The organism is Alkalicoccus saliphilus (assembly GCF_003044065.1).
Lineage (GTDB): Bacteria > Bacillota > Bacilli > Bacillales > Salisediminibacteriaceae > Alkalicoccus > Alkalicoccus saliphilus.
This window is the reverse complement of record NZ_PZJJ01000022.1, coordinates 1-21,924: the sequence shown is the minus strand read 5'-3', so window position 1 is coordinate 21,924 and position 21,924 is coordinate 1. Positions and strand designations below refer to the sequence as shown.

General features: G+C 48.0%; 16 protein-coding genes. 6 read left to right on the top strand and 10 right to left on the bottom strand.

Going from position 1 to position 21,924, the window contains the following annotated elements:
• Window positions 1–43: 43 nt before the first annotated feature.
• On the bottom strand, window positions 44–1,480 hold the full coding sequence (locus tag C6Y45_RS12400) for a phospholipase D-like domain-containing protein (protein WP_160058351.1): 1,437 nt from the start codon (window positions 1,478–1,480) through the stop codon (window positions 44–46).
• A gap of 252 nt (window positions 1,481–1,732) precedes the next feature.
• On the opposite strand from C6Y45_RS12400, the gene C6Y45_RS12395 reads away from it, so the two are divergent.
• The gene (locus C6Y45_RS12395) at window positions 1,733–3,406 is read left to right on the top strand and encodes a C69 family dipeptidase (RefSeq protein WP_218017816.1); all 1,674 of its coding nucleotides are present in this window, start codon (window positions 1,733–1,735) and stop codon (window positions 3,404–3,406) included.
• Window positions 3,407–3,740: 334 nt separating this feature from the next.
• Here the strand turns inward: C6Y45_RS12395 and C6Y45_RS12390 are convergent, their stop codons facing one another.
• Window positions 3,741–4,556 carry an MBL fold metallo-hydrolase gene (locus C6Y45_RS12390; RefSeq protein WP_107585545.1) on the bottom strand — a complete coding sequence of 272 codons (816 nt, stop codon included), beginning with the start codon at window positions 4,554–4,556 and terminating at the stop codon, window positions 3,741–3,743.
• Between the two features lie 1,135 nt (window positions 4,557–5,691).
• Here C6Y45_RS12390 and C6Y45_RS12380 point away from each other — a divergent pair.
• Both C6Y45_RS12380 and C6Y45_RS12375 read left to right on the top strand, forming a co-directional pair.
• Window positions 5,692–6,618: an AEC family transporter gene (locus C6Y45_RS12380; RefSeq protein ID WP_107585543.1), complete on the top strand. Its 927-nt coding sequence runs from the start codon at window positions 5,692–5,694 to the stop codon at window positions 6,616–6,618.
• Window positions 6,619–6,699: 81 nt separating this feature from the next.
• A complete protein-coding gene (locus C6Y45_RS12375; protein ID WP_107585542.1) occupies window positions 6,700–7,626 on the top strand; it encodes a CobW family GTP-binding protein in 927 nt (308 codons plus the stop codon).
• Window positions 7,627–7,824: 198 nt separating this feature from the next.
• Here C6Y45_RS12375 and C6Y45_RS12370 read toward each other — a convergent pair whose 3' ends face one another.
• Entirely contained in the window at window positions 7,825–8,667 is an 843-nt protein-coding gene (locus C6Y45_RS12370; protein WP_107585541.1) for an anti-sigma factor, read from the bottom strand.
• The gene (locus C6Y45_RS12365; protein WP_107585585.1) at window positions 8,664–9,224 is read right to left on the bottom strand and encodes an RNA polymerase sigma factor; all 561 of its coding nucleotides are present in this window, start codon (window positions 9,222–9,224) and stop codon (window positions 8,664–8,666) included. The genes C6Y45_RS12370 and C6Y45_RS12365 overlap by 4 nt, the downstream gene beginning before the upstream one ends.
• Before the next feature lie 695 nt (window positions 9,225–9,919).
• Between C6Y45_RS12365 and C6Y45_RS12355 the strand changes: the two genes are divergently transcribed.
• Together C6Y45_RS12355 and C6Y45_RS12350 are read left to right on the top strand one after the other, a co-directional pair.
• Entirely contained in the window at window positions 9,920–11,272 is a 1,353-nt protein-coding gene (locus C6Y45_RS12355; protein WP_146159180.1) for a copper amine oxidase, read from the top strand.
• Between the two features lie 689 nt (window positions 11,273–11,961).
• Window positions 11,962–12,762, top strand: a complete 801-nt coding sequence (locus C6Y45_RS12350) for a class F sortase (RefSeq protein ID WP_160058349.1) — start codon at window positions 11,962–11,964, stop codon at window positions 12,760–12,762.
• A 177-nt stretch (window positions 12,763–12,939) separates the two neighbouring features.
• Here the strand turns inward: C6Y45_RS12350 and C6Y45_RS12345 are convergent, their stop codons facing one another.
• The 6 genes from C6Y45_RS12345 to C6Y45_RS12320 form a co-directional block, all read right to left on the bottom strand.
• Window positions 12,940–14,214 (bottom strand): TRAP transporter large permease, encoded by a 1,275-nt coding sequence (locus C6Y45_RS12345; RefSeq protein ID WP_107585537.1) that lies wholly within the window; start codon window positions 14,212–14,214, stop codon window positions 12,940–12,942.
• A complete protein-coding gene (locus tag C6Y45_RS12340) occupies window positions 14,192–14,734 on the bottom strand; it encodes a TRAP transporter small permease (protein ID WP_245922652.1) in 543 nt (180 codons plus the stop codon). Before C6Y45_RS12340 ends, C6Y45_RS12345 begins: the two co-directional genes overlap by 23 nt.
• A 636-nt stretch (window positions 14,735–15,370) precedes the next feature.
• A complete protein-coding gene (locus C6Y45_RS12335) occupies window positions 15,371–16,489 on the bottom strand; it encodes a TRAP transporter substrate-binding protein (RefSeq protein WP_107585536.1) in 1,119 nt (372 codons plus the stop codon).
• A complete protein-coding gene (locus C6Y45_RS12330; protein ID WP_107585535.1) occupies window positions 16,486–17,802 on the bottom strand; it encodes a Zn-dependent hydrolase in 1,317 nt (438 codons plus the stop codon). The genes C6Y45_RS12335 and C6Y45_RS12330 overlap by 4 nt, the downstream gene beginning before the upstream one ends.
• Window positions 17,803–17,937: 135 nt before the next feature.
• Complete coding sequence (locus C6Y45_RS12325) at window positions 17,938–19,695, bottom strand: helix-turn-helix domain-containing protein (RefSeq protein ID WP_107585534.1); 1,758 nt, start codon at window positions 19,693–19,695, stop codon at window positions 17,938–17,940.
• Between the two features lie 314 nt (window positions 19,696–20,009).
• On the bottom strand, window positions 20,010–21,419 hold the full coding sequence (locus tag C6Y45_RS12320) for an MFS transporter (protein ID WP_107585533.1): 1,410 nt from the start codon (window positions 21,417–21,419) through the stop codon (window positions 20,010–20,012).
• Window positions 21,420–21,605: 186 nt separating this feature from the next.
• Here C6Y45_RS12320 and C6Y45_RS17860 point away from each other — a divergent pair.
• Window positions 21,606–21,924, top strand: a 319-nt coding sequence (locus C6Y45_RS17860) for a hypothetical protein (RefSeq protein ID WP_218017815.1), incomplete at its 3' end; no start/stop codon positions are given.

The window sequence follows — 21,924 nt, the reverse complement described above, 5'->3', positions numbered from 1 at the left end:
CGGAGAATTTTTCTCCCGGCTTCTTTTTTGCTGTCTGCTGCTTTTAGAAAAGATGTTCAAAAAAGAAAGTGATGGCTGTCCATATCCGTCTGCCGGCTTCTCTCGTAACAGGAGGTTCTTCTTTTTCAACATTATCGTTATCTTCGTAGGATCCGTCTTCCTTCACCCGGAGACTTTCCTCGTGAATTAGCAATACCTTTTCTGCGCGCAGCTCTTTGTTTACATCTTCACTGTCAATAACGAGCATGCTTTCTGTACTGAGATGAACACTTCGTGGATCGAGATTGAAAGAGCCGATAGCGCTGAGACGGTTATCAAACACATAGGATTTTCCGTGGATGGATTTCCTTGTTTCCTGATATTCGTACACGTCGGCCTGCGATGCAGCGAGATCCTCCCGGTAAGACGCGTAGCGGGAAAAGGTGGGTAGATTAGGAGTAGCGGCAAGGGAATTAGTGATCATCTGTACATCAGCAGGAAGGTTTTCGGCGTTAATATGATTCGTTAACGTGTCCGACGGAATAATAAAAGAGCTCTGCATAATAACGGACTCTTCTGCTTCCTCCATTAAACCGATGAGATCCTTCCATACCCAAGGATCTTTGTTCATCCTGCCGAGAGGATTGTGAACAAAGGTGACGTTATTGACTTCATACGTGCTGTTTTCCCACTCATAGTCGTTATTATAAAGAAGGCCGTATTCTTCCTGGAACTGAGCGTATTGGCGGCGCAGTTCCTGCAGCCTGTCCTCTGCCGTTTCACGCTGCGTGCCGGACATTTCCGGTACGGCTTCCTGAGCGTATTCATGATTCCAGACAAGATTAAAATAATCCTGCATCTGAAAAACACCGCTGTTTTCATACGAAGCTCCGGAAGGATTATAAACAACCGCATCACGGTCGTCCGTTGCTCCATCAAACCCGGTGGGAGCAAAGTAGCGGTCCCCGATGTTTCTTCCGCTGATCATGCCGAACCGGTCATCTGCAATAATGAGCTTATCGTGAAGGCGGTTATTGAGGCTCCATGGTTTCCACAAATTTACCGGCTCAAAAAATTTCAGCTCTATGTTGGGATGATACATAAAAGCTTCTGCTATATCACTTTTATCTCCCCGGAGGTTGTGAAACATGCCGTCAACGAGGACACGGACGTGGACGCCTCTGTCGGCTGCTTCCAAAAGGGACGTGTAAAAAAGAAGATCAGCTGTCCCGTCGGTGATTTTAAACATCGTCACATCAAGTGACTCGTCGGCCGTTTCTTTTAAGTGCGTCCGCATTTTTTTCGACTCCACCCGTTCATGAATCAACGCGACCCGGTCACTCGACAGCTCCTGGCTGTAAAAGCGTTCTGTTCCCGCCCGGTCACTCGTTTCCTCAGCAACCGGTACGGTAAGCTGTAATATCAGCGCGCCGCCGATCCAGAGGTAAATGAGAAATATACCGGCAAGGGCAGTACCCGCTGCCAATATTTTTTTCCACATAGTATCATTCCTATACATAAAATATGTTTCTTATTTACAAAAGTCTGTATTTATGGACTTTCAAATAATCTATACGATGATTTTACACTATTGTACCTTTTTATCAGCTTTTTTGACAAAGGGCAATTATTGAAGTATTCAGCCTGAATTTGACTTTGCAGGATAAAAACGTATAATTATATAAAAATTCAGAAAATTATGAGATATGGGATTCCGGGAGATTCTTTCTTTACTAAAGGAGATGAATGTCCGGTGAAAAGAAAATGGTTACTGGCAGGAGCAGCAGGCAGCGTGGCAGCCGGTGCGTTTTATGCAGCGGGGATGATGCAGGAGGAGGAAGATAATTTATCTGCATCTGAAAAGCTGGCGGAAACAGAGTCCAAGAGTATCGGGTTTTACGTAGGAAGCGATTTAACAGAAAACGGTCATACGCTGTTGGGAGGATTCGGGCACGAGCCGTCGAGCCACTGGATAGATATCGTACCGGCCCAGGAACATCCGCCGGGTTCCACGATGGAAGTTGGAGTCACGGGGGACGCCAATCTTCCGGGGGAATTAATTGAAATTCCGCAGGCGGAAGAGACATACAAGTATATTAGTTCTACTTACTCGGAATATGCAGGTTTTCCACCGCCGCTCACGAACGGGGGATTAAACGAGAAAGGAGTGGCCGGAAGAGACATCTGGTCGCCGTCGAGGGACGAACTCGTGGATATGACACCGGACCCGCAGCAGGGTCCGCAGTACAGTGACCTTTCCCGTATTGCGATGGAAAGAGCGGAAAGTGCTGCCGAAGCGGTGGAAATTATCGGCGGGCTGATTGATGAGTACGGCTATACAACGTACGGTGGGAACTCTCATATGTTCGCGGACGAAGAAGAAGGATGGGTGTTTATTAACTATGCCGGGGGCGAGGGGCTGTGGGCCGCTGAACGGCTTGGTTCCGACGAGATAAGAGTTTCCTACCCCGGATACATTCATGACTTCCCGGCAGACTTTGAAGAAAATGATGATTTCATGGGCTCCCCGAATATTGTGGAGTTTGCTGAAGAGCAGGGATGGTGGGATCCGGAAGAAGGAGACTATTTGAACCTGCAGGATGTGTACGGCCAGCCGTTCCCTGGGGAAGGCGTGGAGGAAGAGGACGATCACTATACGGCGCAGAGGATTCCGCCTGACCTGGAAGAAGAAGTAGCTTCCATGGAGGAAGTAAGTCTCGAGGATATGCTTGCGCTCGTCCGTGACCCGAGATGGTCCAACGACTATTCAGGATACGGACAGGCGGTGGAAATCCGCTCCGACGTACCGGCGGAACTGCAGACGTTATGGGTCGCAACGACAGGAGCCGTAACAACGCCGTTCGTGCCGATCCCGATTGCGGCAGAGGAAGTGCCGCCTGAGTTTCTGCAGCACCGCTATTTAACGAAAGACGCGGACAGCGAGTTTCTTGATCCGGATTATCAGCACGTAGAAGCCACACGGTCGGCTGTAAGAGAATTCAAACGGCTCATGTATTTCACCTGCGAGCGGCCGGAGGATTTCCTTCATGAAGTAACAGGGGAAATCGAGGCGTTTGAACAGGGAATGCTCGAAGAAAGAGCGTCTCTCGAAGAAGAAGCGGCGGCCCTTCTCGACAGCGGTCAGGAAGCGGAAGCAGCAGAACTGATCACAGAAAACGTGCAGGTTCGTTTAACCGAAAGTCTGGAACTCGGCATGGAACTGACAGACCGGGTGGAACAGGAAACGAGGGAAAATGGCGGCATCCGCCTGCCGGAAGGGGAAGACATCGAAGGCTCCACTGTTCCGGCAGCAAGCCAGCCGATGACGGGCGGCATGGTCACCTGCTACGACCCGGAGCTGGACGAATATCCAAGAGAGCACGGTATATACAGTGACACAGAGGATTCAGACGTTAAAGGACATTAAAGCAGTACGCAAAATGGCATCCTGGGGCTTCCAGGATGCCTTTCTGCATTATACATTTTCATACTTGTTATATGTCAAAGTTATATCCTGAAGGTTCGTCTTTAAGATAGTCTTCATTTACAATTAATATTGGCTTAATCGTTCTGCCACGGAGTAAATTTCACTGAACTTATAAGAAATGTTCATTACTGCAGACTGCTGCCATCTTAATTGTGTTTTTCAGGGATCTTGGAGACATGACACCGTCGAATATGAAAGTGATACTTGTCTGTCCTATCATTAGCCGGCCTGCTCTCATCACTATGACTAAGCTTAGTGGTACCCAATACTCCTTTCAGTTATTCCTGTTTCTAACGACAGAATTAACAATATGGGCGGAATCCCATTCACCTAAAGAGAAACGTGTGATGGGGTAATATTTTGGAAAAAGTTCTGCCTTGATTTGCTGCGTATTCAGCCCTTTGTCATGAAGTGTTAATATCTCCCCTTGAAGATTCAGTAAGTAATCCAGCTTTTCTTTTAAAGCCTGCCGGCCATTCCTCAGCCACCCCGCATGGCTGCAGAACACTTCCTCAAAATCATACGTCAGCATCTTCTCCAGTGAATGGATCATCACAGGAATACTTTCTTCTTTCAGTACAACTTTTGTTTTCGTCTGACAATAAAGGTCGCCAGTAAAAAGCTGACCCGTTTCCTCATTTAAAAATGAACGATGATCGGCTGCGTGACCAGGTGTTTTGACAGCCCGCCACACAGCATTCTCCGAATGAAACGTATCCGTAACCGCCTCAGCTCGGAAAGGCTTCCGCTTTCCCCAGAATAATTTTCGATACAGAGGATAGTCCGCCTTCTCCTTACAGTAAGGGATCATCAAGCTGTCCATATAAATAGGCAGCTTATAATCATCTTGTAAAAACTGCGCACCCCCTGTATGGTCTTCATGATAGTGAGTAATCAATACCTTTTCAATATCAAGCTTCTTAAAAAAACTCCTGAACAAACGGTGTAAGGAATCAGCACCCGTATCGATTAAAATGCCGTCGGTGTAATAGCTGTACACATGAAGCTTCATATTTTGAAAAGCGACCGTGCCGCATCCGATCTGTACGCCGTTGACAGTGTCCTCTGTAAAACTCCTTTTTAATAACATAGCCTCTCCCCCCGAAAGGTACTTTTTACCATAGTAGCATATTATGAATGATTGTTCATTCAATAACTGCGTATAAAAACACGGATACAGGTTTCGACCGCAGGAACCACCGCTCTGGTTTAATCCACACGTGACAGTGAAAAATAGGTTATGAAAAAGGTGAAATTCTATCTATAGATAGTTATGCTAGTATCCGGGCAGGCTACTCGTTAGGATCGTGCCCGCATCTTAAAAAGTCCTTCATTTGCAGGGAAGAGAAGCGGCACCTCTGATTTTTTCTTCCTAGGATATTTGTTCCTGGTTATAAAATATTTTTGTGCAGCTTAGATCTTTACACATATTTCCTTTACCATAGGATTTATTCAACTACTTAACTACATCATTGAGGTGCTCCATATGAATCGTTTGAACGCTTTTTTAATGAGGAAATTTTATGTAATTGTTTTAATTCTCTTTACTGTCCAGGTCCTGCACGGGTCGTCCTTAGTGTTTGCAGGAATGGCGCATGAACAGGGGATATTTGGACAGTCCGAATCGCCTTTCCCAATTGGTGACTTCGTTTTCTTTATGATTTTATCGGCATGTATATTTTACCTTTTACTTCTGCGGCGGTCCGCAGATATAAAAGAAGGAAGGCATAAAGTTTAGGTGATGCTTTGGAAATTGCATTTAATATAGCTGTGTTAAAGCTCTAAATGAATGGAAAAATAGAAAAGTTCTGCTTTACATGAACGCTGTTCTTTCTTCTGTAAAAACCGATCTCCAGGCGACTTTCAAAAATAATAGAAAGCTTTAATCACAATAAATGAAAACAGTCTTCTCCATCGTTCGTTTGACAACTTCTGCTTTTCACTTCAAAAGAGGAAATGCCGTGAGCGTTTTACCGTAAGCTGAAGTGGACATGGAGGGACTCCGAAGCGATGAAGGCCGAGCCCCACTCAGACCGACAAAAGGAGGGCGGAATCAGCTGAGGCCGGTCCGCTCGGAAAGCCTCTTCATGGAAACGAAAGCGGACGTTTCTCTTTATTTTCAAGGGAGTCTTTAAGATAGGGGGAATAGAAGAAATTATCCGTTGGAGTAGGCTGTCTGATAAAAGTCTGTTAATATTATCGGCAGAAGAAAGGATGTCTTGCTTATGGAAGGATTTCTGCCGATACTGGTGATGGCTCTCATCGGCCTTCTCGGTTTCCTATTAGCGGGGCGGATCGAACTAACGTCGTCCGTCCGTTTATTTATCATTTTTATCGTCGTTAATATCGCACTGCCGAGCATGATTTTCTCGAGTATCGTTTCCAGAGACATCACAAGTGATCTGCTTCAGGATTTGGCAGTCATTTATACAACTTCCCTGACGTTGAATCTGACGGGCATATTTTTCGGCTATCTTTTCGGCAGACTGGCCGGTTACGGAGAGCTGGAAAGAAAGCAGCTCGCCGTTTTATGCGGATGCGGGAATACAGGATTCATAGGAATTCCACTCGCCGTAATGATGTACGGGTCTTCGGCGGCGGTGTATGCAGCTATATACGATGCCGCTTCGATAACGACGGCCTTCACACTCGGAATTTTTCTGTTAAGCCGGAAGCGGTTTAAGCTGTCGCAGATGAAAGCCATGCTTAACCCGCCTTTCGTCACGCTGCTAATTACGCTGCCGGCAGCGGGGCTCGGTCTTGCCGTGCCTGCTATTCTGTTGGAAAGCACATTTATGCTCGCAGGACTGGCAGGACCGCTTGCGATGATTTACATCGGCATGCTCGCGAGACAGCTTAAACTCCCTGATCTGAAGTGGCTTGGAAGCACGTATTTCGTTTTTCTTCTCATACTCGTTTTCGTGAAGCTTCTGGCCCTGCCCGTGGCGGCCGCAATGGTCACCCCATTTCTGCCCGTATCAGAAGAAATAAAAGGCCTGATTATTATTCAGGCGGGGATGCCTTCCTTCACGCTGGCGACAGTACTGATTGCCAAATACGGAGGTAACGAGAAACTGGGCATGTCCGCAGTGGTGCTGACGACATTTTTCAGTATAGCCACGCTTCCATTCATTATTTTCCTGTTCCTATAAGTCGGAACAAACGCTTCATTTGAAACGAAGAAACAAAATAATTACTCAAAGTAAAAAAGCTCGCAAAGAGGAGGTTACTCAATGAAAAAAGTGGACGTCATTATTTTATCGGGGTTTCTTGGATCCGGGAAAACGACCCTCCTGCAAAAAATGCTCAAGCAGGAGCAGGAGGCAGGCAGAAAAACAGCGGTAGTAATGAATGAGGTAGGGGAAGTTTCTATCGATTCCGATTCTGTTCCGGAAGAAACCCCGTTAAAAGAGCTTCTTAACGGATGTATTTGCTGCACCCTCTCCGGCAAGCTGGAAATTAAGCTTTCCGAACTACTCCACGGACATGAGCTGGACGTAATATATATCGAAACGACAGGGGTGGCTCATCCCGTCGAAGTACTGGATACCTGTTTGTCCCCGATGCTGGCGGAGAAATTAAGAATACGTTCTATTATCACTCTGTTGGATGTCATGAGCTGGAAGGAACGGCACTCCCTCAGTATTCCTGTAAGGCAGCTCATTACCGAGCAGGTAAAACACGCGGATATTGTCGTGATGAATAAAATAGATTGCATACGTGACGATGCCCGCCGGGCGGTGGAAGAAGAAGTGCGCTCTCTTAATCCGAAGGGGGCTGTCGTGCCGACGACATTTGCGGATGTCGATCTCAATGAACTGATACAGAATGAAAGACAGCAGAGCGGGGATCACGTGAAAATTCACGCGGACGGGCATCTGCATATAAAAACGTTCGTTCACAGTTTTCAAAACCCCGTCTCCCAGCAGCTGTTTGAAGACTTTCTACGGTCGATGCCGGATTCGATTTACCGCATTAAAGGATACCTCCGCTTTGACGAGAAAAAGGAAACGTTGTTCTTCCAATATTCCTATGGAATGACCTCCTACGAAAAAGCCGACCTAAAAATGAAAAATACGCTTGTTTTTATAGGTGACGAAATGGATCATGAGGAGCTTTCCAGGACTTTGATGGAAATAGAGAAAAAAGGGACTGCTTAATATTATCCGAGGTTTCTTGATGAGGTGACATCGAAAAGAATCATCCTAAGCGTTTCGGGGATTTGTTTGGGAGAAGCTGTAAAATTTCGATTTTTAAAAATCCGTTAATGAGAACTGAAATATCCATCCGTCCATAACAAGGGCTGCCCCATAATCGACGTTGTCGATGGGGGCAGCCCTTGACTGCATTATAAACTGTTATTGAGGCGAGGCAAGGACCATCTGCCCTTCCGGCTGGTCATTGTTTGGCTGCGGTTCGAGCGTAACAGCGATCTGATCAATTTGCATATCTTCCATATCACTTAGACGATAACGGACAGCTCCGTTTCCATTTTCATCGATGGTAAAGCTTCCGGCGGATACCGGAGTCTCCCCTTCAATGATCCATGCCTGAAAAGCTTCTTCTCCTTCCAGTTCGGGCATGCCGCTTACTTGAACGAGCAGGTCAACGTGCCCGTCTTCTGAAATAATGGTTGCCGAACCTTCTCCTGAAAAGAGAGCTTCATCTGCAGAAGCAAGATTTGAGGCAAGCAGAACGTCTGCCACGCCGTTTCCATCTTCCTCTTCTTCAAGAAGAGCTTCGTAGTCTGACGCAATGACATCCCGTTCCAAAGCAAGCTGCTCTGCTTCTTCTGCCAGTTGTTCTCTTTCCTCTGCGAGCTGCTGGTTTTCACTGAGTAAATAACCGTTCCCTGCCAAAGAAAGAAGGAGAGCGGCAGCGGCTGTGCCAGCGAGCCAGATAGGAGATGGACGTTTAAAAGAGTGGTTTTTTTCCTCATCTTTCTCTTTTTCCGGTGCTTCTGTATTTTCTTTGTTTTCTTCGCTGTTCCAAACGTTCGTCAGCACCCGTTCTTTCATTCCCTGCGGTGGTTCTTCTGCCTCGCTTAAAAAAGGAAGGTCTGCGGAGAGTTCTTCCCATTCCGAAAGTTCTTCCCGGCATTCTTCACAGCTTTCCAAATGCTTTTCAAACGCTTCTTTTTCCTCCTCCAGCATTTGTCCATTAAAGTATTCAATCAGTTTTTCACACTGGTGATTCGTCACTGCCAATCCCTCCTTTCTTCGTAAAGTTCATCTTTTAAATGCTTTAAAGCAAGCCGTATACGGCCTTTGACTGTGCCCAGGGGCACATTAACTTTTTCTGCTATTTTTTTCTGGGAATACCCTTTGAAGTAAAACAGATCGATAATAAGCCGCTGTTCTTCTTTGAGCGTACGCATTGCTTCTTTTACACGTTCGCCGCGGTGTTTCCATTCCACCAGTTCCTCTGTTCCTGGCTGGGAGTCTTCGTGTTCTGTTTCCTGGTGAATCACGTCTTCTGTAGTTTTTTTCTGTTTACGAAGGTAGTCAATGGCCGTGTGCCGGGTTATCGTAAGCAGCCACGTCGTGAATTTTCCTTTTTCTTCAGAATAAATGCCTTTTCCTCTCCAAAGCTTAATCATTACTTCCTGAACTACTTCTTCCGCCCCTGCGGCATTATAAACCATTTTATAGGCAAACGAATAGAGCAGTTTCGCATACTTGTCGTAAAGCATTTCCATCGCAGCTTCATCCTTGGCACGGATCCGCTCGTACAATTGTACGTCTTCGTGCTTTTCCATATGACCCTCCTTTTTCAGAAACACGCTTCTACTCCTATAAACGAAAGAAAAATAGGATTTGATCATCCTGGCGCAAACTTTTTATTAAGTGGAATGGAAAGTTAAAATTGATCACTTCGTTTCCGATCGGCTTAAGAGGCGGCCGCTATGTAAGTTTATCCTTCGTTTTGAAAGGAGGAAAGAAAATCGTTTTCCGTAACGTTTTAATTAAGTGATATATTCACTTATCCATTCTTAAGAATTTCCATGTTGGTTATTCGGGACAATAAATAATAGTAGAGCCGATAAAAGAACCCTACAAATATACTATCAGAATAATAAGGCGGAGAATAAAAAAATAGTAATGTATAACCCCTTTATTTATTCAAGTTAAAAAACCATGCAGTCTTTTCATCATGAATCAGAAACGAAAGGAAACCTGAATAACTGTTTTCCATAATAGAGAACATGGACAATTCGGAAAAATTGTTCTTATATAAAGAAATTCTACTTTTACTGCCGGCATTTTCTCCCGGGCGGATTTCCGCTGTACGTAGCTGCTTTTCCGAACGAAAAAGGAACCTACTCAAAAAAAATAAAAAAATCTGCAAAAAATATGATCCATCCGCTTTTCTTTTTCGTTGTCTTAAGTACAGAGGGAAATGGATATAATATTTTCCTCAAAAAATCGAAAGAAAGGTGATGAGAATATGGGAATGTTTAAGAAAACAGTTTTATCTTCCTGTGCAGCACTAGTACTTGCACCATCTATGGCAATGGCAGCGGATCACGAGGATCACGGAGAAAATTATGAAGAAGCAGGGGTTACCAGTCCGGCCGCGGATTTAAGAGCCGATCTGGATCATCTATTTTCCGAACACTTTGCCCTGACAGTAGCTTTTATGCAGAAAGCGTATGATGGAGAAGGAGATGCCGAAGAAGCGGGGGCAGCGCTGGACCAGAACACAGCTGAACTGACAGCCGCGATTGAATCTGTTTACGGATCGGAAGGCGCAGAAGAATTTGAACGTATTTGGCAGAGTCATATCAACTTCTTTGGAGATATGGTCGGAGCCGAAGCTGAGGGAGATGAAGAAGCCCGGGCAGAGGCAGAAGCCAACCTTGAAAATTATGTGCAGGAATTTTCCGGATTTCTGGACGCAGCTACCGAAGGAAACCTGCCTCAGGAAGCCGGGGAAGAAGCCATTACGGCACATGTGGCAGATGTAACGAATACGTTTGATGCCTATGCTGCTGGAGACCACCAGGAAGCATACGAGAATTTCCGCCACGGTTTTCATCATATGTTTGACATTGGTGTGAATCTCGGAGGAGCCATTACGGAGCAGATGCCGGAAGAGTTTGATAACACAGAGGTATCTACACCGGCTTCCGATCTTCGTTCTGACTTGAATCACCTGCTCTCGGAACATTTCTTCCTTGCTGTATTTGGAATGCAGAAAGGCCTTGATGGAGCAGATGATTTCGATGAAGCTCAGTGGGCACTTGACGAAAATACAGCCGACCTTACAGAAGCTGTCGAATCTGTTTACGGAGAGGAAGGAGCAGAAGCATTTGAACCCATTTGGCAGAGCCACATTAATTTCTTTGGCGACATGACAGGTGCGGAAGTAGAAGGTAATGAGGAAGCCCGGGCACAAGCAGAAGAGGATTTAGCTGAATACGTCGTAGAATTCTCTGCTTTCCTTGACGAAGCTACAGAAGGCGGCATTCCACAGGAAGCGGGCGAAGAAGCCATTTCTGCACACGTAGCAGATGTTACTAATACATTCGATGCCTATGCAGCCGGGAACTTTGACCGCACTTGGAATGAAGAGTTCCGTCACGGGTTCCACCATATGTTTGGACTGGGAGAAGTACTGAGCGGTGCGTTTGTGGCTCAGAATCCGGAAATGTTTGCTGAAGATAAAATGCCGGAAGAAATGCCTGCTACAGGTCTTGGGGGAAGCAGCTCGAATACAATGGTTCTTTGGGCGATGGTCACAACTTTCGCAGCAGCAGCGGGTGCTTTTCTATACGGACGGAAGAAAGTAAATACAGAACAATAAAATAAAAACAGACGACTGCACCAAACCTTACGGACAAACTGGGAAAAGAGAAAATCCTTCTCTTTTCCTCAGATTGTTGATTAAGTCTTATTGGTGGAACAATTATTCCAGCGTATAGCTTTCTCCTTCACTAACCGCCGGACATTCCGGAAGAAAAAGCAGCTCCTTGAAGGAAAAAAGAACGCAATCAACAAGTTTTTAGAAGAGAACTCTTCTTTTTATTTTTTGCTGAAGCTGAAGCAGGCGAGAGGCGAGATAGGACGAGCAGAAGATCCATTTCTTCCGAGCAGTGGGAGGAAGAAATGAGCTGAAGCCGGCCCGCCCGGAAAGCGTCCTGCGGAGGCGAAAGCAAAAAACTGTATATATAAATAGAAAACACTCTTTCACCTTTTTTTCGGGGAGTAACGAAGGGAAAACAACTTGTTTTTTCTTCGTTACTGTCTGAACGTACAAGACTTTCGGCAGAGATCGTTTTATTGAAAGGGGAGCTGTATGTATGAAACGTTTTTTATATCTCATTTTATACCCGATCATCGCGGGATCCATTGTAGTACTTAGTTTTTTTTTACGCAGGATCCGTTTTTTCTTCTGCTGGATCAGAAACGGAAATTCTTTCAGAAAGAGAAAACATACAAACGGAAAGTGATCAGGCAAACCTTTCTGAAGAAGAAGCAGGGGAATTTGAAAAAGTGGAAGAATTTCAAATTCATCCGGAAAACAGGGATAGCCAGAGACAGGAAGACAGCGAAGAATTTTCTGAACCAGAGCGTCAGGAACCAGTGGGACTGGAAATTCCTTCGGTTGGAGTCGGAGGGCCTGTAGAAAAAGTCGGGATTCTTGATAATGGACAGATGGGAGTACCTGACTCTGCAGAAGGTATCGGTTGGTTTGAACCGGGAGTGAAACCAGGAGAACAGGGAAACGCCGTAATGGCAGGACACGTGGACAGCCGTTCAGGACCTGCAGTTTTTTATGAGCTGAAGGAGATGGAAGCTGGGGATGAAGTGCATGTGACAGATGAAGAGGGAGGGACATTGACCTTTGAGGTGACGAAAGTTGCAAAATACGATCGTAGAGAAGCTCCTATTGAAGACATATTTGGCAGCTCGGAAGGACGTCATTTAAATCTTATTACGTGCACCGGAACATTCAATCAGGAATACGGCACCCATGATGACCGGCTGGTCGTTTATACGCAGCTGGTGGAAGACGAGTCTGAAAAACAGAACGCTCAACAAAAAGAACGGCCCTCTTCCCCTGAAAATGTTGAAATTCGGGGCAATCGGATCAGCTGGCACGCGGTAGATGAAGAGGAGGTTATTGGATACCGGGTGTATGTAGAATACGCCGACGGATCGTCGGAACAGGTTGACAGCATCGCTACGTATGAGCGTAAAACGTATATATCAGAAAACGTTGGAGAAGAGAAGCATTTTATTACCGCCGTCAGCAGGAAGGGAACAGAATCATCTCCATCGGAAAAGAAATAGGGATTCTTTCGTAGATAACTCCATTTTTCTTCCCGCTGCAGACAGAATCATAAGCTTGATTAATAAGAGCGAAGTTTTTGCCTGCAGGGTAAGTCATTGCGCCATCCGAAAGCAGCCCTGATGCATTAAAACACCCGCAGCGGAATACCGCCGCGGGCGTTTATTTTTATAAACCAATTATTCAAACAGTCCCGGCAGCCAGAGGCTCGTGCCCGGTACGAAGGACATAAGGAGAATAACGATAATACCTGTCAGGAAGTAAGGTGCTACGTCCTTGATCGTGTCTTCGATGTTGATTTTTGCGATAAAGCACGAAATAAACAGCGTCGCACCGACCGGCGGTGTGAACATGCCGAGGGCAAGTGTCACGAGCATAATCATCGCGAAGTGCATCGGATCCATCCCGATCGTTTCTGTCGCAATCGGCATGAAAATCGGAATAAATAAAAACAGGTTCGGTACGAGTTCCAGTACCATGCCCGCGACAAGCATGATCGCAATCATCACGAGAAGCAGTCCCCATCCGGGAAGGCCGAGTCCTCCGAGCGCCTCGGAGATTACTCCCGGCACTCCTTCGGAAATAAGCACCCACGTAAAGATCATCGACGCACAGATCGTGATCATAACAATCGCCGTTCCCTGTACCGTTTCCTTCATCGCAAACAAAATCTTATCCCAGTTCAAGGTCCGGTAGATCAATAAACCGACAAGAAGGGCATACACAACAGAAAGCGAAGCGGCTTCTGTCGCTGTTGCAATACCGAAAATGATTACACTGACGAGAAGAATCGGGAGAAGAAGGGCGAAGGATGCACTCCAGATGTTTCGTCCGAATTCCTTCAGTGTAGGGCGCGGTTCGCTCGGATAGCCGCGGCGGAGCGCAATCAGTACGGTCGTACCTAAGTATGCAAGGCCGACGATGAGTCCCGGAATAACTCCGGCCAGAAACATCGCGCCGACGGAAAGGTCAGCAAGCCAGGCGATAATGATCATCGTGCTCGAAGGAGGAATAATGATTCCTACAACCGAACTCGAGGCGTTAATCGCAGCCGCGAAAGGAGCGTCGTATTTTTTCCGCTTCATTTCCGGAATAAGTACACTACCTGTGGAAGCCGCGTCGGCAACGGAAGACCCGGAAACACCGGCCATCCCCATACTCGTCACGACCGACACACAGCCGAGTCCGCCCGGCAGCTGACGCACCATCGAGTCGGCAACTTTAATAATACGCTGGGCGATACCGGCCTGAATCATCAGGCTTCCGGCAAAAATGAAAAACGGAATCGCAAGAAAGGCGAATGACTGGGTGTTGGAAAAAAACCGCTGGGACATCATTTCCATCGGAAGCCCTGCAATAAGGAAATACAATAGAGCAGAAGCCCCCATGGAAAAAGCGATCGGAACCCCGATCAGAAGAAGAACGAAGAAGCTAATTATCATCAGCCACAGCATCGATATCCTCCTCCTCTCTTGGAACCGTCATTCTGCCGCGTACAATCCGGATAATATGATAAATAAGAACGAGTGAAATCAAGGCAAATGCAATAAGCATCGACGTACTGAGCCAGCCGCGGGAAATGCGCAGGACGGGCATGACCTGTCCTGCCTGATTTTCAGTATACAGCCAGGCGGCATACGTCATCATGATCGAGAAAAACAGCATGATCAGTTTGGAAATCAAAAACATTCCCTGCTGGACTTTCGGCGGCATCTTCCTCCGTAAAAAGGTTATCGCAAGGTGATTATCGTGAAACGTCACGGAAACGCCGGCAATGAAAATCATCCATGGGAATAAAAGCAGCGTCAGTTCATTCGAGTACACAAGCGGCAGTGAAAACACATAGCGGCTGAACACCTCGAGGAACACGACAGCCGTCAGGAGCGCCAGCAGCAGTGCCGACACAAGGTCAATACCGTAAATAGCGCCTCCCATCAGACGTTCCGCACGACTTTTTGGCTGAAATACAGTCATCGGTATCCTCCTTTTTTGGGAAAGCTCTGTTAAATTTTCGCGTTGGTAGATGCAGAAAACTTCGCTTCCGCTCTGCCGTGGAGGAGATCTTCCAGCTTCCTTGAGCTTACACCCTGCGGGAACTTCCAATCTCCTTCTTCCACGGGCCGGTTTCCGCTTCGTCTTGCGATCTATTCTAAGTGGAAACGCCTGCTTTTCAGGAGAAGAGTTTACCATTCACTAAAAGGGCACCAAGATGATTTTTGGTGACGCCTGCGGAAAAGAAAGCTGGAAGATACTCCCGGACGAAGGGCAGCCGAGAGTTTTCTCCGCGGCAGGTGGAAAGAGCTGTGGGTGCCCATCTACCAAAACGGAGCATTAACAGAGACATGGATGCAGTTAAAATAGCCCGATGAAAAATGAAAATATCTAACGCTGTGTAACGAAGGCGGGGACACCCGGAGGATCAGCGCCGTTCGAGAATCCATTTTGGCGGCCGGTTCTCCCGCCAAAATTAGTCGAGAACAAGCCCTCGGGTAAGCCCCGCCGCAAGTGCAGCAGCGTTATGCCTATCTCATAAACGAGCTATTTTCAACGCAGCTTTTTGAGAAGAAGGAGCTCCTTAAACGAACGGAGCTCCCTTTTCATATGGTATGATTATTCACTGCGGTAATCTTCGAGGAACTCCTGCATTCTGTTGATGATATCCTCGCCCATCACGTCTTCCATTTCTTCATACACAGGCTGTACTGCTTCCTGGAACGGCTCCAGCTCCGGATAGGAGACGACTTCAAATTCATCTTCCGCCCGCTCCAGTGCGGCTTCTTCTTCGTCCGCGATAAATTCACGTGCGGCGTGGCGGGCTTCATCCGCACCCTGGCGGATGATTTCCTGCAGATCTTCATCCAGTTCATCAAACAAATCATCGTGAATGATGAAGTAGGAATAGTAGTAGGAGTGGTTCGTTACAGACAAGTAGTCCTGCACTTCCTGCATGTTCTGATCGTAAATGGACGGGAGCGGGTTGAACTGGCCGTCAATAACTCCCTGGGACAGGCCGCTGTAAAGCTCTGTGTAGGCCATCGTAGAAACGCTTGCGCCGAGTGTGTTGAATGTTTCAATCAGGCTGGCGTCATCAGGGGAGCGGATCGTAAGGCCTTCCACGTCTTCCGGTTCTTCAATCGGACGCACATCGTTCGTAATCTGGGCGAAGCCGAGCTCGACGTCAGACAGGGAATAAAAACCGGTTCCTTCACTCAGCTCGAGCAGATGATCCCCGACATCACTGTCCAGTACGGCGTGGGCTTCCTCCGGACCTTCCGTTAAAAACGGGAGGGAGAGGGCGGCGTATTCCGGAACGACACTTGCGAGTTCATTCGCTCCGGGAAGCGCCATATCCAGCGCGCCGACCTGTACAGCTTCGATCATTTCCGGGGAAGTGGCATACGTTTCATTCGGGAAAAGTTCAAAAGCGATGGCGCCGTCGGATTCTTCCGCTACGTACTCAATAAACGCCTGGGCAGCGACACCTTTTGAATCATCTTCCAAACCGGAGTTCCAGCCGATCTGAAATTCATGCTCTGCCTCTCCGTCACCGGCTTCATACGTTTCACCTTCTTCGTTTTCCTCTCCGCCGTCGTTGTCTGCAGCTTCATTCGCATTGTTATCCGCCGCTGTATTGTCGTTGCCTCCGTTATTACCGCTTTCCACGCCGCATCCGGCAAGAAAGAGTGTCACCGCTGCTGTTCCGAGTGTAAGACGAACTGATTTTTTCATGAAATATTTCCCCCTTGGTTTTTAGTCTGTGCCTGTGTCATCACGGCTTCCGTCAATACTTTCAATACGTGGATCGTTTCCACACAGTCTGACAGCGACGACCATTCGGCGGGATGGTGGCTCACGCCGTCCCGGCTTTTCGTAAAGAGCATCGCAAAAGGAGCTTTTCTGCCGATAATCATCGCGTCGTGCCCGGCACCGCTCGGCAGAATGTACGGCTTCGTGCCGAGCGTTTTTTCGACCGCTTCCGCTCCGAGTGCGAGCAGCTCCTCCGGCACCGGCTGCGGAGGCGTCGACATCATTGTTTCGGTGGAAGTGGCAACCCCTCTGTCATCGGCGATGTACTGTGCCATCGCTTTCGTGCGGCGGATAACTTCGTCTCTCGCTTTTTGATCAATGTCCCGGATGTCCACAGTTAACGTCACTTCTCCGGGAATTACATTGACGCCGTTCGGTTTGACGTGCATTTTTCCAACGGTTGCTACAGCGGTGCGGCTGATCGCTGCCGGAATTTTTTCCACTTCGGTCACGAAACGGGAGGCGGCAATCAAAGCATCTTCCCGGTCGTCCATCGGCGTATTGCCGGCATGTCCGGCCCGTCCGGTAAAAGTGACTTTCAACCACGCCGGGCCGGCAATTCCTTCAACGACCCCGGTGGAGAGCCCCGCTTTTTCAAGACGCTTTCCCTGCTCGATATGTACTTCAAGAAAAGCTTCCACATCGGAAAAATCTTCTTCTGCCCGGCGGACTGAATCGAGATCGAGTCCCTGATCGCTCAGCACTTCTTCGTAGCTTCTGCCGGATTCGTCATTTAGGCCCGCTTTTTCTTCCAGGTTAATTTCACCGGTCATCGCGAGGCTTCCGGAAAGGCCGCTTTGAAACCGGGCGCCTTCTTCATCGCTGAAAACGACCGCTTCAAACGTAAGGGGAGGCTGTTCACCGTTGTCTTTCCACGCCTGGGCCACTTCGATGGCGGCAAGCACTCCAAGCGGTCCGTCAAAATGTCCGCCGTGCGGTACGCTGTCGAGATGAGAGCCGCTCATTACCCGTCGTCCGGGGAGGGTGGAGCCTTCAAGACGTCCAATAACATTTCCGGCTCCGTCACGGCGAACGATCATTCCCGCTTCCTCCATCCACGAAGCAGCAAGATCCTTTGCCTGTTTTTCTTCCGGGCTGAAAGCGAGCCGGAAGCTGCCGCCGTCTTCTGTACTTCCGATGGCGGAAAGTTCATCGAGACGGGAGGCAAGCCGTTCTCCGTTTATTCCTGAATGGGAGAGCGATGTGTTGTAATCATTTAATAGTTGTTGTTTCATCTGTTTCCTCCTGCCTTCATAATCGGTTGTTGCGTATTGATTATAGACTATTCAGAATATAATGACAGATACTATTTCGACAAAAAAGGACACGTCCTTTTGTCGGTTTCCGACAAAGAGACGTGTCTGGAGGCGCTATCTGGAAGTTTTCTGCATGTACTGCCGAATATAAAGGGCGAGCTGCAGTTCGAACAGCGTCCGCCCGTCGAGCGTGTCGATTCCGAGCAGCGTGCGAATCGTATTCAGCCGGTATTTCAGCGTATTGACGTGAATAAACAGCGCGTCCGAAGCCGCGCGGAGCGACTGGTTATGATCGAGGTATGTTTCAAGAGAAGGAAGAAGAGAAGCTCCGCGCTCTTTTTCATACGCTAGAATCGGCGTAAGCTTTTCTTCCACGTAGCCTTCCAGTTCGCTGTGCTCGAGACTCATAAACAGACGGTCCGGGCCGAGGTCCTCCGGAGACAGAATGCCGCCGCCGCTTTTCGCCGTTTCCGCGCATTTCAGGGCGTCCCGGTAGGACGTGCGGACGTGTTTCAAGTGCTTGACTGTCCGGCCGATCCCGGAAGCTGTCCGGACCTTTGCATAGCGCTCCACCTGGCCCGTGAATTCCTCCAGCCGGCGCCGGACAGTGGAGAGACTTTTTTCGTCCGCCGCTGTTAATGTAAACATAATCGTCAATTCCTGGCCGCGGTGAAGAATGTACGTATTTTCTTCGTCTTCAAGCAGCGTTCTCGTTAAATAGCGGAGGAGGGGGCTCGTTTCACCGGTTTCTACAGGCTGCATAAGGGTAATGTGTGCAACGATGTAATCCGCTTCGTTTACGTGATGGTACGGAAGAGAGGCGATCTGCATGTACGACAGATCCTGCCATTCTGAATCGAGCAGCGGTATCAAAAGCTCGCCCCGTGCAGCCGCCGCTTCAATAATGTCCCGCTTTCTTCTCGACATTTCCCCGGCAAACACGACGCTCGTCTGTTCAATAGCGAACCGGTCCAGCGGGTCCAGCCGGCTGCCTCCGTCCATCAGTACAGCGAGATAGCCGAGCGTCGCTCCTTCCGAGCGGATCGGAAAGAAAACCGCCTGCTCAGAGCCGTGCGGAGTTTCCCACTGGAAGAGGGAAGGGTTATTACTGCTTACCGTATTAATCACGGCTTCTTTTTCTGTTTCCAAAAGCGTTAAAGCACTGCTTTTTGCTGCGGGGGAGGAGCTTTCCATAAGATCGAACACATCGTTGACGAGGAGGACTTTTTCATCGATCAAATCCGCAAGCGTACGCGTAATGTCCCGCGTACCGCCGCGGGCGAGCGCTACGTTGGACAGCGCTTCGTGAATCATCTGCGTCCGCTCGTTGCGGGCGAAAAGGATGGCGTTTTCAATCGCAATGGAAGCCTGGGACGCAAACGTTTCCAAAAGCTCCAGGTCCTCTTTATTGAACGTGATTTTTTCATCGAATGCATCCACTGTCAGCACACCGATCGCTTTATCGCGTACGATCATCGGAACCGACAGCACGCTCGTCGGGAGAAAGTATCCGCCGAGCGCTTTTGTATAGGCCTCCCGGGATTCGGGACGGATATTTGTCATCATTTTCTCTGTTTCTTCCGTAGACCGGAAAATGTGCCCCTTTCTCGAAGCAAACACCGAGCCGCTCATACCTTCCCCGGGAGCGAGAACAGAATGCCGCATTTCCCCGAGCTTAAAATAGCCGCCGGTCATCCGGATGCGGAGCTGGTCGTGATCTTCATCGTATAGAAACAAAAGAATCCCGTGGGCGCCGTCGATCACACGGCTCACCTCGGTCGTCAGCTGCCGAAGCACCGTCTCCAGGTCGAGAGAGGACGTCAGCGTTCTTGCCGCACCGATCAGGCTCATCAGCTTTTGGTTATGTTCCATGCCATCTCCTTCTTTCTGCGCGTATATCTGAGTTGTTTTGAATGTCAGACGATACAGAGTCTTTTCTTCTATTATAAAGGAGGAAAGAGAAGGGACAACAGGTGGAAGCAGGTTTATTCATGAGACGTCTGCTTTGCTGCCTGCAAAAACCGGAAATTTCCTATACGACCCGATTCGATTAATCGAAAATTACCAGCCGGCCGTAGACCAGAGTGAATCGTCAGCGGCTGAACGGGGCAGAAAAAAAGAGCAGCAGAGCGGGGAATACTCCCCGTCCTGCTGCTCTATCCAGTGCAGAAAGTGCTGCCGGATCCTTACTCTTCCAGTTTTCGTTTTCCTAAGTCGTCTAATATTTGCGGGTATTGGTTATCCAGTTTATACATCCACAGCAGAATCACCTGGAGCACAGTGAACAGCAGCGGAAGGTGAATATTTAATGCAAGAATCATTTGGTTTGCGGCGGCTGTCTGTTCAGCCAGCGCTCCCTGGTACCCGCCGAATGCAAGCATCCATCCGATCAATCCGCCGCCGATTCCAGTACCGACTTTCATGCCGAAACTGGCCGCGCTGTTCACGAGTCCGGCTGTCCGGAAGCCCGTTTTCCATTCGCCGTATTCCGTCGTGTCGTTAATCATCGCATATAAAAACGTGATAACCGGAATTAATCCGAATCCCTGGATGGCATTCCCTGCTAAAAAAATTGTTAGATTAGCGGGGTCAATCATTTTAATAAGCGAACCGAAAATCGCGATGATGGAAACAACTAAAGCAATATTTCGTTTGCCGAATCTGCCCGCCAGTTTTCCTACAAAAAAGAAACAGATAATCGTCGGTAAAAATAACGACAGGGCAAAGAACGAAAAATAACTGCTGTTTCCTAAAATATAGGTCGCGTAGTAGATGCCGGCACCAGTCAAAAGCGCATTCAGCGTATAAGCGAGAACGCAGTAAATCGTAATAATAACCCAGAACTTATTTGTTAACAGCGCCTTGAATTCAATTTTAAAAGGGACGGTCTTTTTCGGCTCGGTGGCCGGCTGCACATCGACCCGCTCTGTCGTTGACCGGAAGGACATAAAGCACGTAATGATGATAATAAGACCGATCGCAAGAGCAATCGTTGTCCAGCCCAGCCCGCCGCCGATAGCACTTGCAATCGGTTCCGCGAGTGTCATAACTAAAATCGTGCTGAGCATCGTGAACACGCCGGTATACACATTAACGAGGGAGCGGCCTTTCGGATCCTGCGTCATCAGGCCGAGCAGCGTTTTGTAAGGAATCGAAATCGCCGTATACGTTAAAATAAGCAGGATATACGTGACGTACGCATAAATGATCTGGCCGGTCATGCTGATGTCAGGCACAGCAAAGAGGAGAACTCCCGATACCGCGAACGGAACTGCCATCCAGAGAATCCACGGCCGGGCTTTTCCATGTTTCGATTTTGTCCGGTCCACGACCGATCCCATGCCTATATCAGTCACGCCGTCGAGCAGGCGGGAGACAAGCATGAGCGTTCCCACGACTCCGGCAGAGATACCGACAACATCCGTATAGTAAAACGCGAGAAACGTTCCGACCATCGTCCAAATTAAAATAATCCCGAAAAAGCCCATCCCGTAATGAAGCATTTCCTTATGGCCCGGCCGCTCCTGCTGGGCTGCCTGCCTTTCCTGCTGCAGAGCCTGTAAAGCCGCGACATCCTGTTCCTGTTTCGCCGACATGCCATCTCCCCATTTCTAATAATTAGATATACTGACCAGTTGGTATGTAACTGTTATAAGTATAATGTAATTATTTTGAAAATTCAATACAATTCAATGAAAGAGGTTGATAGTTTCCGTATGCCCATTAATAACCGGGACTGGTCACAGGGGGAAACAGGAAGGTGATGATACAAATAACCTTTTATGAACGATGAAAGCAGGAGGTGCAAGTTCAAGCAGAAGATCCGGAGCAGCTTCCCGCTGTTATTTACCAGTCATGCAGAGGCTGAACTTTTACGGACCAGCGGAAAGGAACTTAATTTTTACGGAGGCTTCCAGTGGCGGAAGCAGAAGGGCATATTTTTGAAACGAACGAAGTCCGATCAGAGGCCTGTTTCGGTTAGGCCCCCTAATTCTGGACACGTTCTCACTCATTCTCCATGGGTCTGTCTTTTTCGTTTTTTCGTTATCAAACCCATAGTTCTTGCCGGGGAAGACGACCTTCCATGGTTTGTTGATGAAA

What these genes read in the sequence shown, in the direction of transcription:
- C6Y45_RS12340 (WP_245922652.1), bottom strand. Translation starts at nt 14,734, where the DNA reads ATGACTGTATTTCAGCCAAAAAGTCGTGCGGAACGTCTGATGGGAGGC.
- C6Y45_RS12330 (WP_107585535.1), bottom strand. Translation starts at nt 17,802, where the DNA reads ATGAAACAACAACTATTAAATGATTACAACACATCGCTCTCCCATTCA.
- C6Y45_RS12355 (WP_146159180.1), top strand. Translation starts at nt 9,920, where the DNA reads ATGTTTAAGAAAACAGTTTTATCTTCCTGTGCAGCACTAGTACTTGCA.
- C6Y45_RS12335 (WP_107585536.1), bottom strand. Translation starts at nt 16,489, where the DNA reads ATGAAAAAATCAGTTCGTCTTACACTCGGAACAGCAGCGGTGACACTC.
- C6Y45_RS12375 (WP_107585542.1), top strand. Translation starts at nt 6,700, where the DNA reads ATGAAAAAAGTGGACGTCATTATTTTATCGGGGTTTCTTGGATCCGGG.
- C6Y45_RS12345 (WP_107585537.1), bottom strand. Translation starts at nt 14,214, where the DNA reads ATGCTGTGGCTGATGATAATTAGCTTCTTCGTTCTTCTTCTGATCGGG.
- C6Y45_RS12390 (WP_107585545.1), bottom strand. Translation starts at nt 4,556, where the DNA reads ATGTTATTAAAAAGGAGTTTTACAGAGGACACTGTCAACGGCGTACAG.
- C6Y45_RS12320 (WP_107585533.1), bottom strand. Translation starts at nt 21,419, where the DNA reads ATGTCGGCGAAACAGGAACAGGATGTCGCGGCTTTACAGGCTCTGCAG.
- C6Y45_RS12400 (WP_160058351.1), bottom strand. Translation starts at nt 1,480, where the DNA reads ATGTGGAAAAAAATATTGGCAGCGGGTACTGCCCTTGCCGGTATATTT.
- C6Y45_RS12365 (WP_107585585.1), bottom strand. Translation starts at nt 9,224, where the DNA reads ATGGAAAAGCACGAAGACGTACAATTGTACGAGCGGATCCGTGCCAAG.
- C6Y45_RS12380 (WP_107585543.1), top strand. Translation starts at nt 5,692, where the DNA reads ATGGAAGGATTTCTGCCGATACTGGTGATGGCTCTCATCGGCCTTCTC.
- C6Y45_RS12325 (WP_107585534.1), bottom strand. Translation starts at nt 19,695, where the DNA reads ATGGAACATAACCAAAAGCTGATGAGCCTGATCGGTGCGGCAAGAACG.